The 16,417-nt window shown below is 62.1% G+C and carries 14 protein-coding genes; 4 read left to right on the top strand and 10 right to left on the bottom strand.

Annotated features, from left to right (window positions below; genetic code table 11):
* Positions 1-39: 39 nt before the first annotated feature.
* Positions 40-1,410 (bottom strand): alkaline phosphatase PhoX, encoded by a 1,371-nt coding sequence (locus OU694_RS06925; RefSeq protein WP_308910245.1) that lies wholly within the window; start codon positions 1,408-1,410, stop codon positions 40-42.
* A 187-nt stretch (positions 1,411-1,597) separates the two neighbouring features.
* On the opposite strand from OU694_RS06925, the gene OU694_RS06930 reads away from it, so the two are divergent.
* Entirely contained in the window at positions 1,598-2,152 is a 555-nt protein-coding gene (locus tag OU694_RS06930; protein ID WP_308910246.1) for a pseudouridine synthase, read from the top strand.
* On the opposite strand, the gene OU694_RS06935 is transcribed toward OU694_RS06930, so the two are convergent.
* Entirely contained in the window at positions 2,142-2,585 is a 444-nt protein-coding gene (locus OU694_RS06935; RefSeq protein ID WP_308910247.1) for an RrF2 family transcriptional regulator, read from the bottom strand. The genes OU694_RS06930 and OU694_RS06935 overlap by 11 nt on opposite strands.
* Before the next feature lie 65 nt (positions 2,586-2,650).
* Positions 2,651-5,362: a protein kinase domain-containing protein gene (locus tag OU694_RS06940; RefSeq protein ID WP_308910248.1), complete on the bottom strand. Its 2,712-nt coding sequence runs from the start codon at positions 5,360-5,362 to the stop codon at positions 2,651-2,653.
* 140 nt (positions 5,363-5,502) lie between these two features.
* Here OU694_RS06940 and OU694_RS06945 point away from each other — a divergent pair, with 140 nt between their 5' ends.
* Both OU694_RS06945 and OU694_RS06950 read left to right on the top strand, forming a co-directional pair.
* Positions 5,503-6,492 carry a hypothetical protein gene (locus tag OU694_RS06945; protein ID WP_308910249.1) on the top strand — a complete coding sequence of 330 codons (990 nt, stop codon included), beginning with the start codon at positions 5,503-5,505 and terminating at the stop codon, positions 6,490-6,492.
* Positions 6,493-6,501: 9 nt separating this feature from the next.
* Complete coding sequence (locus OU694_RS06950; protein ID WP_308910250.1) at positions 6,502-7,266, top strand: hypothetical protein; 765 nt, start codon at positions 6,502-6,504, stop codon at positions 7,264-7,266.
* A gap of 11 nt (positions 7,267-7,277) precedes the next feature.
* Here the strand turns inward: OU694_RS06950 and OU694_RS06955 are convergent, their stop codons facing one another.
* The 7 genes from OU694_RS06955 to OU694_RS06985 form a co-directional block, all read right to left on the bottom strand.
* Positions 7,278-8,369 carry a c-type cytochrome gene (locus tag OU694_RS06955; RefSeq protein ID WP_308910251.1) on the bottom strand — a complete coding sequence of 364 codons (1,092 nt, stop codon included), beginning with the start codon at positions 8,367-8,369 and terminating at the stop codon, positions 7,278-7,280.
* 99 nt (positions 8,370-8,468) lie between these two features.
* Positions 8,469-9,689 carry an alginate export family protein gene (locus OU694_RS06960; RefSeq protein WP_308910252.1) on the bottom strand — a complete coding sequence of 407 codons (1,221 nt, stop codon included), beginning with the start codon at positions 9,687-9,689 and terminating at the stop codon, positions 8,469-8,471.
* 140 nt (positions 9,690-9,829) lie between these two features.
* On the bottom strand, positions 9,830-11,011 hold the full coding sequence (locus tag OU694_RS06965) for a CmpA/NrtA family ABC transporter substrate-binding protein (protein WP_308910253.1): 1,182 nt from the start codon (positions 11,009-11,011) through the stop codon (positions 9,830-9,832).
* Positions 11,004-11,618 (bottom strand): ANTAR domain-containing response regulator, encoded by a 615-nt coding sequence (locus tag OU694_RS06970; protein ID WP_308910254.1) that lies wholly within the window; start codon positions 11,616-11,618, stop codon positions 11,004-11,006. Before OU694_RS06970 ends, OU694_RS06965 begins: the two co-directional genes overlap by 8 nt.
* On the bottom strand, positions 11,619-13,328 hold the full coding sequence (locus OU694_RS06975; protein WP_308910255.1) for an ABC transporter ATP-binding protein: 1,710 nt from the start codon (positions 13,326-13,328) through the stop codon (positions 11,619-11,621).
* A gap of 11 nt (positions 13,329-13,339) precedes the next feature.
* Positions 13,340-14,428: an ABC transporter permease gene (locus OU694_RS06980; protein WP_308910256.1), complete on the bottom strand. Its 1,089-nt coding sequence runs from the start codon at positions 14,426-14,428 to the stop codon at positions 13,340-13,342.
* Between the two features lies 1 nt (position 14,429).
* Positions 14,430-15,833: a CmpA/NrtA family ABC transporter substrate-binding protein gene (locus tag OU694_RS06985; protein WP_308910257.1), complete on the bottom strand. Its 1,404-nt coding sequence runs from the start codon at positions 15,831-15,833 to the stop codon at positions 14,430-14,432.
* Positions 15,834-16,158: 325 nt separating this feature from the next.
* Here OU694_RS06985 and OU694_RS06990 point away from each other — a divergent pair, with 325 nt between their 5' ends.
* Positions 16,159-16,371, top strand: coding sequence for a hypothetical protein (locus OU694_RS06990; protein WP_308910258.1), 213 nt, complete (start codon positions 16,159-16,161; stop codon positions 16,369-16,371).
* Positions 16,372-16,417: the final 46 nt, after the last annotated feature.

The raw sequence follows: 16,417 nt of genomic DNA on the forward strand, positions 1-16,417 counted from the left end.
ATACTGGCGGGTTTGACAATGGGGAGACAATGGATCGCCTCAGGTGCGGAATTGGCTCCAGGGGCCAGTGATCGCCAGCGTCTTTGTCGGGCTATAGACATTGACAAACATGGTGGCACCATCGGGCGAGAAGCAGACACCGGCCATTTCCGACTGCGTTCGCACTTGCGCGAAGGTATAGACCTTGCCGTCAGGCGTTACCCCGCGCAGGTGGTTTTCGGTGAAGGTCGTGTACTGGTCCTCGCAGACGATCAGGTGGCCGTTCGGCCCAACCGTCAGGTTATCACCGAAATCGAAGACATCCGGACCGGGCGATTCCAGGAAAAGCTGGATGCGGCCGGGCTCGTCGCCTTCCTTCGCTGTCCCTTCGAACGACGATGGCCGGTAGCGCATGATCTGGCCGTAGCCTTCAACGCCGCCTGCCGTGCAACAGAAGTAAAGCTCGTCCTTGCCCCAATGGATGCCCTCGGCCCGCGCGAAGGTGACGGCGCCCTTGGCGGCACCCTGTTCGCGCAGGTCGTCGTTCGGGCTGTGGACGTCTTCAAGGTCGATCCAGAAAGCCTGCTGCCATTGACCGACACCCCAGTCCTGACCATTCCAGTTGCGGCTGTCGCCGCCCGCCGGTTTCGCCACAAAGGCCAGCGCCTGCAGGCGGCCTCCCTTGGCAAGCTCGCCCGGCACCTCGGGAATGAAGCGATAGAAAAGCCCGTCGTCGCGGTCTTCGGTGAGGTAAACGATGCCGGTGCGCGGATCCACGGCGGCTGCTTCATGGTTGAAGCGTCCCATGGCTTTCAGCGGCACGGGCTCGACCGGCCCTTCGGCGCGCGAAGGCACCTCGAAGATCCAGCCATGGTCCTTGGCGCCGGGGTCGCCCGGCAGGCTCATGTCTTCCTCGCAGGTGAGCCAGCTGCCCCACGGCGTCTGCCCGCCAGCGCAATTGCGGATGGTGCCGACAAGGCTGATGAACTGGCGGTCGACCCGGCCGGTTGCGAGATCATAGATGATCGTCGTGGTGCCACCCGGCAGGGGAGCGCCATTGTCGAAACGGTCATAGGCCGGCATGCCGGCGGACGCTGCCTTGCGTGCGAACGGGCCGGTGCCGGTGTTCGACGGCTTCATTTCATGGTTGCGGACGAGCGCGACCTTGGTGCCTTCATAAGGGAAACAGCCCATGCCGTCAGCCTTGTCCGGCACCGTGAAACCATCGCTCATCATATCGCCGAACTTCGAGACAACACGGTAGGAGAAGCCCTTGGGCAGGTCCAGCAGTCCGTCCGGATCGGGGATCAGCGGCCCGTAACCTGCCACCATCGGCGAAAGTCCGTTGGCAGCTGTCGCGATCCGCGAGGCTACGCCTGCAAAGGCGAGCGAACCGAGGCCGATGGCGAACTGGCGTCTGCTGAGTTTCATGTATGCTGTCTCCTCTGTTTGTCGGCACCCTAGCGCATATGGATGCCATTTGTGGAGCCGCTTACAGCCTGCACAGTGACATTTTGATGAAGCGCGGAAATTTTGACGGGGATTTCACCTTGCATCGGCGTGACAGGAACGTCCGGCTCCGCTACGGTCGCGCCAGTCAAACGGAAGGTATCGTACAATGGCGCGGCTCATTCTTTTCAACAAACCCTATGACGTGCTGTCGCAGTTCACCGACCGCGGCACCGACAGCCCGCGCGCGACACTTTCCGATTTCATCAGGGTGCCGGGCGTCTATCCGGCTGGCAGACTGGACCGCGACAGCGAAGGACTGTTGCTGCTGACCGACAACGGCAGGCTGCAGGCGCAGATTTCGAGCCCTAAATTCAAGATGCCGAAAAGTTATCTTGTACAGGTGGAAGGCGACCCGGCGGACGAAACCATTACCGCGCTGCGGAGGGGTGTTGAACTGAAAGACGGCATGACCCTGCCCGCCGGCGCTGAACGGATCGAGCCTCCCGCCCTATGGCCACGCAACCCGCCCGTTCGCTTCCGCAAGAGTGTGCCCGATACATGGTTGAAGCTCACCATCCGCGAAGGCCGCAACCGGCAGGTCCGCCGCATGACGGCAGCTGTCGGCCACCCCACCCTGCGGCTGGTGCGCTGGAGCATCGGGGACTGGACGCTTGATGGCATCGCGCCGGGTGAATGGCGGGAAGTCGAGGTCAGGAATTGACAGGCTGCAGGCCCAGAAGGCTTGTCAGCCGCTCAGGCTTTGCGATCAGGTCCGCGAGCGTATAGCGGTCCAGCACCGCGAGGAACGCGAGCAGCGCTTCCGACAGGATGCCGCTCAGCCGGCAATCGGGTTTCACCCTGCAGCAGTTTTCCGCCATGAAACATTCAACGATGGCCATGTCGGGTTCCACTTTGCGAACAAGCATGCCAAGGCTGATGGCCTCGGGCTCCCTGCCCAACCGGACACCGCCGTTTTTGCCCCGGATAGCTTCCACATAGCCAAACTGGCCAAGCTGGTGCACCACCTTCATCAGGTGATTGTTCGAAATGCCATAGCAGTCCGAAATCTCCCGGATCGTCGCCAGCCGCTGCCGATTGACGCCCAGATACATCAGGACCCGAAGGGAATAGTCGGTCTGCAGCGTCAATCGCACCTGTCGTCTCCGATGATGGCGGGCGACCTCATCTAAACAGGTATTCCAGATATTGCAATTTCGACCTATTCCAGATCGGCGCGGTAAGGGGCGATAACACTGGCGTCGAAGCCTTCCTTTTCCATCTGCGCGACGGCGGCCTCCAGCCGGGCACGGCCTTCCGCTTGCCGGCCCTGCCGTATCAGGACACGGGCTTCCAGCCCCTTGATGCGTGACGCCCATGTTTCACCCGGTGTCGCAGCCTCCATGACCGATGCCTCCAGCCCCGGCAGCAAGGCTGCGGCCTCATCTGCCTGCCCACTTGCCAGATAGGCCGTTGCCAGATGGAAGCCCATCACCTGCACACCCGGCGAGGCCGGTCCCATCATGCGGGCGAAACCATCGCGCGCCGTCACAAGCTGCGGCACGGCACCATCAGCATCCCCAAGCTGCAAGCGGATGACGCCTTCGTTCCCAAGCTGCATCAGGCAGGACAGATGCTCGGCTCCGTTGCGGGCGCACATGCCCTCCCGCACGCGAGTGATCAGCGGCAAGGCCTCCGCCCAGCGCCCGGTGGAACCGTAAAGATTGACAAGCGCCCCCCGCGCTTCCTCGACCTGGAACGAGTCCGGGCCGTAGCTTGCCGACAGGTCCTCGATGGCCGCGAGCAAAACGGGCTCCGCATCCGCATGTCGCCCGGCATAGAGCAGCGCCGCCCCCAGAAACAATCTCGCACTTGCCTGCCGTGCGGGCGTCACGCCGGCTTCGGTGAAAGCGGGGTGATCGAGGCCCTCCAGAAGGGTGACCGCTTCTTCCTGACGGCCCAACCGGCTGTAGCTTTGGGCGAGATCCATACGCAGGCTATGCAGAAGGCTCAGGTCTTCCACTCCCACCCTATCGTAATGCGCGATTGCCTGTTCATAGGCATTGGCTGCCGGCTCCATCTGAGCCTGCAACAGATGATAGCGCCCCCGCGCATAGGCGGCGCGGATCGCCAGCGGATCGCCAGTCGAAATCAGCGGTGTAGCGTCTGCATCGGCTGCATCCAGTATGGGCGCAGCCTCCGCATACCGGCTGGCGTTGGACAGTGCCTGCGCCAGCGCATAGCGCGCCTCAAGGCTTTCGGGCGAGGCCTTGCCCGACCGCGCCGTTTCAAGGCTCACCAGCCGGGTCAGATGCTTTACCGCCCCTTCAAAATCGGCAAGGCCTTCGTGAATGCCAGCAATGCTCCGGTGCAGGGAAGTCTGTGTGGCCGGATCATCGCCGAAGCGCTCGTCGATGCGGTCGGCGGCAAGGGCAAGCGCTTCGCGCACCGATGCATCCGCACTGGCCCCCGGGCTGCGCGGATCCGCCGCCAACAATACCTCTCGCAGGAAACCGGTCGCGGCCTCGGCGCGGCTGGCTTCGGCAATCGCCTGATCGCGGGCGGCCTCCGCCCCCCGGTACAGCCACAGGCTGGCAACAAGGCCGAGCGTGAGGACAGCTCCTGTCGCCCAGATCCAAGGGCGACGGGCGGCAATCCGGTCAAGCTCACGGGCCATCCGCTCGCCCTGCTGTCGCACCTCCCGTGCTTCCTCCGCCTCGCGGTGCCGCCGCGCGAGGTTACGTAGGCTCCCGGCCAGAATATCCGCAGCCGGCGTGCGCGCTGCTGGATCGCCCGCTGTGGCAGCGGCGACATCGTCTCGCAGAAGATCATCTTCCACATCCTGTTCCCAGCCGGTGGTCAGGGGCTTGCGCATATCGCCCGCGAGCAGCTGATAAAGCAGGATGCCAAGTGCATAGATATCACTGCGCACCGAAGGCGCCTGTCCGGTCACCACCTCGGGGGCGAGATACAGCGGTGTGCTGCGCCCCGTGTCGCTGGAGCCTGTATCCTGTGTCAGCCCCAGCGGCGTAACGCCAAGATCCGCGAGCTTGTCCGCTGCAAAAACACCACCGCTGCCAAAATCGGTCAGCTTGACCTGCCAACCTTTGTCAGGATTTCCGCTAATGAGGATGTTGGCGGGCTTGAGGTCCTTGTGCAGTACCCCGGCGCGGTGCGCGGCGGCAACCGCGTCCACAATCTGCAAGGCGATGGCGAGCCGGGCGCCCGGCGTCATCTGCTTCAGCCGGTCGCCTTCTTCTGCCCAGTCGCGAAGCTGCTGTCCGCCGTCCTCAACTTCCAGAAAGAAGGGCGGCTCCTCGAAATTCCAGTCGTGGATACGAACGATATCCACCCGCTCGCCCAGGCTCATCCGCAGGATACGCGACAAGGTGACTTCCCGCTTGAGGGCGGAAAGCTGCACGCCGTCGGCGCTGAATTTGAAAATGCGGGTTTCGGGTGTTTTGAAATGACGGGCCCGCCAGACCTCGCTGCCCTCGGTGCCGGCAAGCTGCGCCTCCAGCCGGTAATGCGGCCGGCCCGGAACCTGTTCACCCTCAACGAGCGAAAGGCGATTGACGAGCCGCCGCCCGGTGGCCACGCGCTCGACCGGCCCCTTAAAACGGTAGCCGACCCGCGCCTGTGTCACGATCCTGTCGGCATGGTCCGGCCCCAGTGCCTTGCGCAGTTTCGCCATCGCATTGGCGAGCACATTTTCAACGGTGGTACGCCCGGCCCAGACCTGGTCAAGGAGCTCGTCCTTGGTCATCACCTCGTCAGCATGGGCCAAGAGCACAGCCAACAGTTCCAGCGGCTTGCGCTCCAGCTCCACCGGCTGGCCATCAAGGCTCAGCTGGAACCGCGCCTCGTCGAACTCGACGGCGCCGAAGCGGTAGCGGAACTGGGTTCCGCCCGATGTGTCCGGTGTTTCCACCATGATCCGACCCCCATGGCGGTTGATGCCCCAAGTCCTTGATCAGGCGAAAGGTTAGACTTTCGTTAGGGTTCCGTGAAGACTGAAAATGCCCCCAGCCCCTATCGTTGGCACATTCATGCCGCATTGGGGAGCCTTCAGCCATGATACCAAACCATCCTTCGTTCCGCACTTCATCCCGTACCGCCATTCTCGCAGCCGCCGGCTTGATGATTGCAGCCTGCGGGGGCGAGGAGGACACATCCTCCGCTGCGGCTGCCACAGATGGCAGCAGGCCCGTCGCCGAAACACGGGCCGGAGCCGCGAAGCCTGCAGCCGCTGATCCAAACGCCCTGCCCGCACCCAAATGTCCGGCGAAAACGGACAAGGGGCTGCCCGGTCCGGATATCCTTGGCCTCAAGCTCGGCATGAGCAAGGACATGGCGCTCAATATCGTGCGGTGCCATCTGGGCGCCGATGCCTTTATCGACCCGCAGCGCAACTGGATCCATGGCCTGAAAAGCCATCAGTTGGAGCTCGGGCCGCAAGCCTTCATGGTGCAGCAAGGTGAGACCTCGGCCTGCAACTTCCGCACCTTCAACGACATGCAGAAGTGCGGCCCCGGCAATCGTGTCTGGGCGCACGTTTCAGAAAAGATAACCCTCGCCACCCCCGGCGTGCCCGGGCGCGAAACGCTGGTTGGGGTCTGGCGCACCCAGAATTTCAAACCGGACGAAATGCCTGCGGTCGAAAGCCTTGTCTCTGCCCTCACCCAAAAGTACGGCGCGCCGCAATTCCGCGACAAGCGCGAAAACCGGCGCGGTGACCTCAGCCGTCTGCGCTGGATCACCGATGTGAACGGCCAGCCCGTCACGGACCCCAACCCGCTGCTTCGGCGCTGCGGCTTCAATATCGACGGGCGGATGAACAGCCTGTCGTGGAGTGAGGGCTGCGGCCTCAATCTCGCGGTCGAGATCATGCACAGCCCGGACAATCCGGCTCTCGCCAAGGAATTGAGCATCGGGATGCTGCATCAGGACAATCTTTTCCAGTATGGCAACGACCTGCAAGCCGAACTGAACGAGATCGAAGAAAAACGCCGCGCTGAAGAGCTCGAACGGGCCAAAAAGTCCGGCAGCGACATCGCACTTTAGGAGCAGATCATGACCAGACCAGCTATCGCTGCGCTCTCCCTTCTCCTAGCCGCCTGCGGCGGCGAGGGAACCTCGGAAGGACAATCGGATCAGGAAGCCAACCAGACCCGCGCCACCTATGGCAGTTCGCGCAGCCAATCGGGGGGCAGCTCTGCCCTCCCCGGCAATACCAGCACATCATCGGGCGTCGACAAACTGAAGCTCGGAGGCGGCACCCTAGCCTATCCCGACTATCTGCAGATGATTGCACTTGGCTACCGTCTGCGAGGCGAACCTCTGCCCGCCGAAGAATGGGCTGGCTGGAACGTCAAGGTCAGGACCGCCAACGAATTTGAGCGTTCGGCGCGCGAAGCCGAGGTAATAGCCGAGTATCGGGCCATCGATGCGTCCACGGTGGGCGTGGGGCACCTGCGCATCCTCGTGCGCTCGCGGCTCGGGGAATATGACATGGCCCGCCAGGGCTTCCCGCTTGAATCCATCGGCCCCGGCACGACTTATGAGTATGAGGCGCAAATCGGCAAGCCTCACAAGGTAGGCCTCCGGCTCGAGAATGCGACCGAGGCCGGCTTCTGGCCCGTGTCCCCGGCCGAAGCGCAAGCCCTGATCAACCGGATCAGATCGGTCCGCATGGTGGACGCCCACCTCGATCTCGATATCACCGGCATCGACACGCGCGGCAAGGTCCCGGTCATTCTGGCAAATGTCACGGAATACCGGCTCAATCTCGAAAAGATTTTCAACAGCGCGGAAATCGCCCACGTAAGGGTGAATTGAGCCCCAAAGGATCAGGAAGGGGCCAGCTCGCCGCGCGCGACGGGATAGCCCATATTCATCCAGCCGAAAATGCCTTCATACAGCACGGCGGTGCGGGTATAGCCGCGCCGCCGCAACTGGTTCACCACATGTTCGGCCGCTGCGCGTGGGCAGGAACAATAGGCCACGATCTGCACATCCTTCGGCAGGTCGCGCACCACTTCATCAAGCCTTGTATAGTAAGGCAGCGGGATCGAGCCTTCGATATGCACGCGCTGCCACACGGATACGACCCGCGTATCGAGAAGGACCATCCGTTTGCCTGCCTGAATAGCCGCCAGCAGATCCTTGGACGACACATGCATACCGTCCCTGAGTTCGAAGCCCGGGTCTTCACCATCCTTGTTCAGCACATACTGATCGGGCGTCGGCAATGGCTTCAGCGCAATCTTCTGCGCCTTCCAGCCATCCGCACGGCTCCTGAGGAATGCGGTCAGGTCATCGATATCCTTGGGCGACAGGATATCCTTCCATGCCACCATCGGCGTGTCTTCACGGCCGTTCGCGATGGCATAGCGAATGAATTCATCGGAATTGTGGGCAAGGGCCGACCGGTTGCCGATGGCAGGCGCCGTCACACCCTGCCCTTCATCACCATGGCAACTGGTGCAGTTTTCCTTGAAAAGCGCCTCGCCGTGCACCGCATCGCCGGCGATCAGGTCCTTCTGGATGTCAACACGGTCTCCTGCACCCGATTGCCAGAAAAGCCAGTAGGTGAGGTCCCACGTTTCATCGAGCGTCAGGGGGCCGCCTACTTCATCCAGATAGCCGCCCATCGCTGTGCCTTCGCGCCCGTAGGAAAGGGCACGGAGCACCTCATGCGGCACGCCGGTGCGCATCAGGCTCTTGCTCCTCAGCGACGGAGCGTGATCGTTCACATAGCCTTGCCGATCCACGCCGTGGCAAAGGGCACAATAGCGCTGGTAATTGGCGGCAGCGACGCGGGACTGTTCGTCGGTCAGCCTGCGCGGCGGGTCGATGGTGCCGCGCTCCTCGGCCCGGAGCACCCCGCCCGCAAACAGCATGAGCGCCATCAACGCCACAGCCCGCGTCACATTTTGCATAATTGCCTCCCTGCCCATGCCACTCGCCACCCTTAGCTAGACGCTGTTCGGCACCAAAAGCAAGGCCCCTGGAAGTTTATGCTGCCCGGTCCCTGCCGCCTAGAATCTGGCGGCGGCAACGAGCCAGAATTTGGTCGTATCGGTGGCAAAGCCGTCGGCGTTATAGAAGGCCGCCTTGGCGGTGAGCGTTAGATAGCTTGTCACCTGTTTTTCAACCTGAAAATCCCACTCGCTGCCATAGTCGGTGTCGCCAGTGTCCGACTTGAATTCATGATAGACGGCCAGAAGACTTGTACCCGAAAAGGCCGCATCGCCCGGCACTTTGTAGCCGAGTGTGGCATAGATATCTTTCAGGCCAGCAACTGGCGTGGACAGGAACTTGTCGGCCCAGCCGTTGAACTTGTGGAGCGTGGCGAGCGGTGTCTGGAAGGCGGCACCGCTGTCTGCCCCCAAAAGCTCGTAATCAAGCCCGGCCATCAGCCCTTTGCCCGAAACGCTTGCGCCCACATGCCAGAAGTCAGCGGCATAGTCAGCCGGATTGGCCCCGTGGTCGGACTGGCGCGCATATTCAATCTGATAGCCGAGCGAAACGAGGTCCGAGAGCTTCGCACTGCCCGCAAACCGGATGCCAAGTGTTTTCGACGACAGGCCCGCCGCCCCCGGCGCGTCGAAGTCGAGGAGATAACCATAGGCCGTCAGTTTGCCGTAGCTCCAGCCTGCATAGCTGGCGTTGAAGAGATGCGTGTCGCCGTGCAGATTGCCGAGCGGATGATCATTCCCGAAGATGCGGTTGACGTTCCAGACATAAGCATAGGTGGCGCTGACGCCTTTGGCGGTCGTCACCGTCGCCGCCGCACTATCATAGGTCTGGTCATTCTGCCGCCAGCCGACGGTGCCGATGAAGCGTTGGTCATCGAAATTGATGCCCTGCCGCCCGGCCCTTACCTCGAATGCGTCAGACTTATAGCTTGCCCATGCCTGATTGACCTCAGTGCCGGTCGGGTCCGGTACCACGGGATAGGCTGACTTGCCGTTGACCGTGCTGTTATAGGCAGCCCCGCCGATGGCCGCCACATTGGTGGCTTCCAGATGGCCGCTGAAACCGTTCACATTGGCGGTCTTGAACCAGAGTTTGGTAAGAAGCGTGGAGGCGGTGGCGTTTTCCGTGAGCCCGTCCTGATCAACGGCCTCCAGTCGGTAGCGGAGGTCGAGCCCGGCGTCACCATTCTTGAAAAAGTCAGTGATATCGTCAGCAAAGGCCGATGGCGCCTGCACCGCAATCATCACGGATGCGCCGATATATTTTTGAAATGCCTTCATCGAAGGTCTCCCTGCAGAATGTTTCTTTCATGGGTGGACCCGGACACGATTCATCCGTCGCGTGCGGCGCTGCACGGCCAGGGGTCGTGTTCTCGGGGAGGGGCGCGCCGCCATTGACGCGCGAGGATAAAGTCAATCGTTCAGGCGCCGCGCCGGATCGGGAAACGGCGCCAGTAACCTTCCACATCGCCGCCATCGAAGGCGTTGCCATCGAACGGCATGGCCGCCATGCGGCGACCCGCGTTTGTGTGGCTGCCAGCATCCTGTCGGCCAATGCCGTCCATGATGGTGGTATCGAAAATCGCGCTGACCTCATCCTCATGCCCCGCGCCGACCTGACCCCAGCGCCGCATCTGGGCGAGGAGCCAAAGGCCCGCTTCCGCATAGGGATAGCCAAGGTCGAGCCCACCGAAGGAGAGATAATCGGCAACCGGCTGGCGCGTCTCGCCGGGCACCAGCCGCGGGGCGCACATCAGGCCGCCAAGGATCACCTCGCGGTCGGTATCCAGATAGTCGGGCCCCGCCAGCATGTCGGCCAGCGCATTGCGGTTTGCCGGTTGTGCCGCCCAGCGCATCGCCGCCACACAGGCAGCCACGAGCCGCGACACCGTCTCGGCATGCCCGGTGGCCCACGAGCGCCGCAGTGCCAGCACCTTTTCGGGGCTGTAGGGATAGAGATCAGCTTTGGTGGCCATGATGCGCCCGATACCTTCCTCGACCGCCAGCTGGCTCCAGGGTTCACCTACGCAGTAACCGTCGATCTGACCTGCCCGCAGCGCCTCCACCATCTTCGGCGGCGGCACGACGGAAAGTTCCACATCCTGATCCGGATCGACCCCGCCGTGAGCGAGCCAGGCGCGGAGTTCATAACTGTGGCTTGAATAGGCGTGCACGCTGGCCAATCGAAGCGATGCTTCCCCTGCCGCCCGGCGCGCCTGCACGACGGCAGCAAGCATGGCAGCCGACTGGGCGCGGTCGAAAATCACCCTGCCCTTCATCAAGGTCCGGGCTTCCTCATACAGCGCAACCGAGATGGTGATCGCATTGCCGCCGCGCCCGAGAAGAAGCGGCACCATCATTTCAGAGCGAAAACCGCCAAGCCCCAGATGCATGGCAAGGGTCAACCCGCCCAGCATGTGAGCGCATTCGAGCTTCTCGAACGCCAGCTGGTCGCGCACTGCCGCCCATGAGGGCAGACGCACGGGCTCGATCCTGATGCCTTCTTCAAGGTCAAGGCCCAGTTCGCGCGCCACCACAATTGGGGCACAATCGGTGAGCGCGATGAAGCCGGCGCGGATAACGGGGAGGTTGGCTTCAGGCATGGTGGCGGTCTCCGAGTAAGCCGGCATCCAGTTCAAAGGCCGTGATGATGCTGTCGGCGATATCGACAATCTTGCGGCTCTGCTGCATGGCTGTGCGGCGCATCATGCTGTAGGCCTCCTCTTCCGTGATGCCGCGATACTGCATCAGAAGCCCCTTGGCGCGGTTGATGCGTTTGATATCGGCAAGGGCCGTGCGGGCCTCGTCGCGTTCGCGCAATAGCTGGCTGAAGCTTTCAAAGCGGGTCACCGCCACTTCGACAATCGGGCGCACCCGGTCCTTCTTCAGGCCATCGACCACATAGGCGCTGACGCCTGCCTCAACCGCGCGTCTGATGGCGTCGTCGTCCGACTGGTCAACGAACATGGCAATCGGCTTTTTCACCGAGCGCGACACCTGAAACATGTTTTCCAGCGTGTCGCGGTCGGGGTTTTGCAGATCGATGATGATCACATCGGGTTCGATGGCCACGATACGCTGGTGCAGATTTGCCGTTGTCCGAAGCGTCACCACATGGGTATAGCCGGCCTCAACAAGCGCCCCTTCAAGGAGCGCGGCGCGGGCCGGATCCTCGTCGATCACCAGAATATTGAGGCCGTTTCCTGCCATTTACGCTGCGGTCCTCCGCTTGGGGGTCGGTTTGCTTTCGGCGTCAGCCGGGTCGCCATGCTCGTAGGCTTCAAGAAAGGACAGAAGTTCTTCCCTGTATTCATAATATTTCGGATGCCCGACGAGATCGCGGCGGCGGCGCGGCCGGGGGATATCGATCTCCATGATATTGCCGATCTTGGCGTTCGGGCCGTTGCTCATCATCACGCAGCGGTCGGCCAGAAGGATCGCCTCGTCCACATCATGGGTCACGCAGATGGCGGTGACCTGCGTGCGCGCCCACACGTCCATCAGCACCTCCTGCAACGCCCAGCGGGTGAGGCTATCCAGCATTCCGAAAGGCTCATCAAGCAGCAGCAGCTTCGGCGACAAGGCAAATGCACGGGCGATGCCGACACGCTGGCGCATGCCGTTCGACATTTCAGCCGCCAGCTTGTGCATGGCATCGCCAAGCCCCACACGGGCGAGATAATATTCGATCACGTCGCGCTTTTCCGCCACCGTTGCATGCGGATAGACGCGATTGACACCCAGCGCCACATTCTGGAAGGCGGTCAGCCATGGCATCAGGCTCGGCGCCTGGAACACCACAGCGCGTTCCGGCCCCGTGGAGATGACCTGACGCCCATCAAGGATCACGCCGCCGGCGCTGATCGAGGTCAGCCCCGCCGCCATATTGAGGACCGTGGACTTGCCGCAACCCGAATGGCCGATGAGCGTGATGAACTCGCCCTTCTTCATCTTCAGGTCGAAGCCATCGACGATGGTGAGCGGCCCCTTCGGGGTGTCATAAACCTTGGAGATTTGCGAGAATTCCACATAGCGGTCAACGCGCGGGCTGGCTGCCGCCTCACGGTATGCTTTAGGTGCCCGGCCAATTTCGATGGGGGCGATGGTCGGCAGGATGCCCTCGGCCGCTTGCCGTGCGGCGGTCGCACCTTTTTCGGCCTCGATCAGGAAGCTCGTCACTTCAGCCCGAAGTTTCACAAAGCCTGCGTCATGGTTCATCGCGGACCGCAGCCGCGGGCGCGGGATATCCACCTTGAAAGCAGGCCCGAGCGTGGCTTCAGGCCCCGGTGTCAGCGGGATAATCCGGTCAGCCAGCAGGATCGCCTCGTCCACATCGTTGGTGATCAGGATCACCGTCTTGCGGTCCTTCGCGCGGATCGCATCCAGTTCGTCCTGCAATTTGGCGCGGGTGAGCGCGTCAAGGGCGGACAGGGGTTCATCCAGCAATAGGATTTCCGGGTCCATGGCCAATGCGCGGGCCACCGCCACCCGCTGGCGCATGCCACCCGAAAGCTCGTGCGGTTTGCGGTCGCGGGCATGGGTAAGGCCGACCATATCGATATAGCGGTCAACGCGCGCCTGCCGGGCCGCCTTGTCTTCGCTGCCGAAAAGGCTATCGACCGCCAGCGCGATATTGCCCGCAACTGTCAGCCACGGCATCAGCGAATAGTTCTGGAACACCACGCCCCGGTCAGGGCCGGGGCCGGTGACCGGGGTGCCGTTCATCGTGATGCTGCCGCGTTCGGGCTTCACAAGACCCGAGATCAGCGAGATGAGCGAGGTTTTGCCCGCCCCCGAAAAGCCGACGATGGCCAGAAACTCGCCTTCCTCGATGGCAAGGTTGATATCCCGCAGCACGGGCGTACGCCCCCTGCCCTTGCCATAAGAAAAAGCGACGTCCTTGAGTTCAAGATGTGCCATTTTCCGCCCCCTCACCGCTGTGCCCGGCTGGTGACCAGCGCTTCAAAGGCGAGCATCAGGCGGTCCAGCAGGAAGCCGATGATGCCGATCGTGAAAACGGCGACCATGATACGCGCGAGCGAGCTGGATGACCCGTTCTGGAACTCATCCCACACGAATTTGCCAAGCCCCGGATTCTGGGCCAGCATTTCGGCGGCGATCAGAACCATCCAGCCAACCCCCAACGAGAGCCGCATGCCGGTGAAGATGAACGGCAGGGCCGACGGCACGATCAGCTTGCGCACCTGCACACCGGGTGACAGCCGTAGCACGCGGCCGACATTCAGGAGGTCCTTGTCGATCGAGGCCACCCCCATCGACGTATTGATCAGGGTCGGCCAAAGCGAGCAGAGCGTGACGGTGATGGCGGAGGTGAGGAACGCCTTGTCGAACAGCGGATCATCGCTCACATAAAGCGCACTCACCACCATCGTGACAATCGGCAGCCAGGCCAGCGGCGACACGGGCTTGAAAATCTGAACCAAAGGATTGATCGCTGCGTTCATCGCGGGCGACAGGCCGCCGACGATGCCGACGGGTACGGCCACCAGCGTGGCGAGCAGGAAGCCCATGAAAACGGTCTGTATGCTCGTCCATATCTGGTCAAAATAGGTCGGCTTGCCAGTATAGGGATGGATTTTCGGCTCGTAAGTCGGGTCTTCGGCGACCCGCACCTCGTTCCGCGCCCGCTGGCGCTCGTAGAAAGCTTCCGCTTTCTCGCGTTCCGCCATGTGGCTGTCCACAAGGCCGCCGAAGGCTTCGGCCACCTGCGCCGGCCCCGGGATCGCCCCGAGGCTTGTATCCACCTTCGGCGCCATCTGGGCCCACAGCCCGAGAAAGAGGACGATCGACGCGAGCGGAATGCCAAGGCCGCGCCACAGGGCTTTGAGTTGTGCCGAGGGATCCTCGCCGTTCGCCAGCCGCAACATCGGGGTGACCCAGCCAAAGCCGAAGATGGAGATATAACCGTCAATCCGCCCGATGATCAGGCCGCGCTGAGCCTGTGCAGCCTTGCGGGCAGCGCGGGCAAGTTCGGGGTCGTTCTTGGTTGTTGCGTTCATGTCAGTTGCCTCCCGCTCGTACAGGGGCCGCGTCGTCCTTCAGGCCGATGCTGAATTTGCGCAGGTAGGCCGTCGGCGCTTTGCCGTTGAAGGCGATGCCATCGATGAAATGGGTCTGCGGCGGCCGGTAGCCGTCTGTGTCCCACGGAAAATCCTCTTCCAGTGCCTTGCCTTCCTGCACCAGCAGCCGGGCGGCTTTCAGGTAGATTTCAGGCTGATAGACCTTGCGGGCGACCTCGTCGTACCAGGCATCGGGCTTCGCTTCCCCGACCTGGCCCCAGCGGCGCATCTGGGTGAGATACCAAACAGCGTCGGAATAATAGGGATAGGTCGCAAAGTAGCGGAAAAAGACGTTGAAATCGGGTACATCGCGCTTGTCACCCTTTTCATATTCAAACGTCCCGGTCATCGAATTGGCGATGACGGCGGCATCCGCCCCCACATAGGCGGGCTTTGCCAGCATCTTCACCGCTTCCTGCCGGTTGGCATTATTGTTTGCATCCAGCCACATGGCTGCGCGGATCAGCGCCTTGACGACAGCGAGATGCGTGTTCGGATATTTCTTCGCCCACTCGGCCGAAACGCCGAACACCTTTTCCGGGTTGTTCTTCCAGATTTCATAATCGGTGACGACCGGCACGCCGACGCCCTTGAACACCGCCTGCTGGTTCCAGGGCTCGCCCACGCAATAGCCGAAGATGGTGCCCGCCTCCATCGTCGCCGGCATCTGCGGCGGCGGGGTCACGGAGAGCAGCACTTCGGCGTCCGTCGTGCCTGTCACATCGCCCGTCGTATAATAGCCCGGATGGATGCCGCCAGCGGCGAGCCAGTAGCGCAGTTCATAATTGTGGGTCGAAACGGGAAAGACCATGCCCATCTTGAAAGGCTTGCCCTCGGCCCGGTACTGCTGGACCACCGGCTTCAGATAATCCGCCTTGATCGGATGCACGGGCTTGCCGTCAGCCCCTATGGGGACATGCTTCTTCATCGCAGCCCACACCTCGTTCGACACGGTGATGCCGTTGCCGTTGAGGTCCATCGAAAAGGCGGTGACGATATCGGCCTTGGTGCCGAAGCCAATGGTGGCGCCGAGCGGCTGGCCCGCCAGCATGTGGGCGCCGTCAAGCTCGCCCGAGATCACGCGGTCCAGGAGCACTTTCCAGTTGGCCTGCGCCTCAAGCGTCACATAAAGCCCCTCGTCTTCAAAATAGCCAAGCTCGTAGGCCACCGCGAGGGGGGCCATGTCGGTCAGCTTGATGAAACCAAGGGTCAGGGTTTCCTTCTCCGGCCAGAGATTGTCCGCCGCTGCCGGCAGCCCGAAGCCGCAAACAAGGGCCGCGAGCGCCGCAACGCGGCGGCATGTGCTGGCAATCCGTTTGCTGATGTCAGTCGTTTTTCCTTGCATCCTATCCTCCGAAAGCCTTGTCTCTGCCTCGAATGATCGATGCGTCGATCAGCCGGAGGCCAAAAGCCGCTGCCTTCATGCGGGCGAGCCCGGCCAGAAGCTTGCAGCGATGTCTTTCGACCCTCCGTTGGATCGGAAACCTGGTACGCCTTCATCGGCGACCGACAGGCAGCAAGCAGCAAAGCGCGTGCCAAGGAACCTGCCCGTCATGGCGCCCGAAGGTGTCGACTGTCAGGGCTAAGGCATAGAAATCGCAGCCGCCTGCGGGTTTCCTTGCTGCAGAGCAACGCAAAAATTGTTTCTATATTCCCGAAAGGAATGGCCGATGGGGCGGTTTCGCCTCGAATTCGACCTGCGTTTCATGTTGCAGCGCATCTATTTTATTGACTATTTTTTGTTCATTGATTATTTTTTAATCATTGTGACCAGCTTCAATCGACGCCACCGCGTAACGGGCGGCATGCTGGCAGACGGCAGAATCGCAGGGCTTCGGCGCCATAATCGGCCATCAGGCCTCGCATGGCATGCTCCTTGCTGATCTTGACCGGTACAGGCACCCGATTTGCCACCGACCCAACGGCGGG

It is taken from the genome of Pseudokordiimonas caeni, assembly GCF_026719705.1.
Taxonomy (GTDB): Bacteria; Pseudomonadota; Alphaproteobacteria; order Sphingomonadales; family Kordiimonadaceae; genus Gimibacter; species Gimibacter caeni.

Bases quoted from the DNA above. Each gene is read 5' to 3' on its own strand.
- OU694_RS06925 (WP_308910245.1), bottom strand. From the start codon at position 1,410: ATGAAACTCAGCAGACGCCAGTTCGCCATCGGCCTCGGTTCGCTCGCC.
- OU694_RS06930 (WP_308910246.1), top strand. From the start codon at position 1,598: ATGGCGCGGCTCATTCTTTTCAACAAACCCTATGACGTGCTGTCGCAG.
- OU694_RS06940 (WP_308910248.1), bottom strand. From the start codon at position 5,362: ATGGTGGAAACACCGGACACATCGGGCGGAACCCAGTTCCGCTACCGC.
- OU694_RS06945 (WP_308910249.1), top strand. From the start codon at position 5,503: ATGATACCAAACCATCCTTCGTTCCGCACTTCATCCCGTACCGCCATT.
- OU694_RS06950 (WP_308910250.1), top strand. From the start codon at position 6,502: ATGACCAGACCAGCTATCGCTGCGCTCTCCCTTCTCCTAGCCGCCTGC.
- OU694_RS06955 (WP_308910251.1), bottom strand. From the start codon at position 8,369: ATGCAAAATGTGACGCGGGCTGTGGCGTTGATGGCGCTCATGCTGTTT.
- OU694_RS06960 (WP_308910252.1), bottom strand. From the start codon at position 9,689: ATGAAGGCATTTCAAAAATATATCGGCGCATCCGTGATGATTGCGGTG.
- OU694_RS06965 (WP_308910253.1), bottom strand. From the start codon at position 11,011: ATGCCTGAAGCCAACCTCCCCGTTATCCGCGCCGGCTTCATCGCGCTC.
- OU694_RS06970 (WP_308910254.1), bottom strand. From the start codon at position 11,618: ATGGCAGGAAACGGCCTCAATATTCTGGTGATCGACGAGGATCCGGCC.
- OU694_RS06975 (WP_308910255.1), bottom strand. From the start codon at position 13,328: ATGGCACATCTTGAACTCAAGGACGTCGCTTTTTCTTATGGCAAGGGC.
- OU694_RS06980 (WP_308910256.1), bottom strand. From the start codon at position 14,428: ATGAACGCAACAACCAAGAACGACCCCGAACTTGCCCGCGCTGCCCGC.
- OU694_RS06985 (WP_308910257.1), bottom strand. From the start codon at position 15,833: ATGCAAGGAAAAACGACTGACATCAGCAAACGGATTGCCAGCACATGC.
- OU694_RS06990 (WP_308910258.1), top strand. From the start codon at position 16,159: ATGGGGCGGTTTCGCCTCGAATTCGACCTGCGTTTCATGTTGCAGCGC.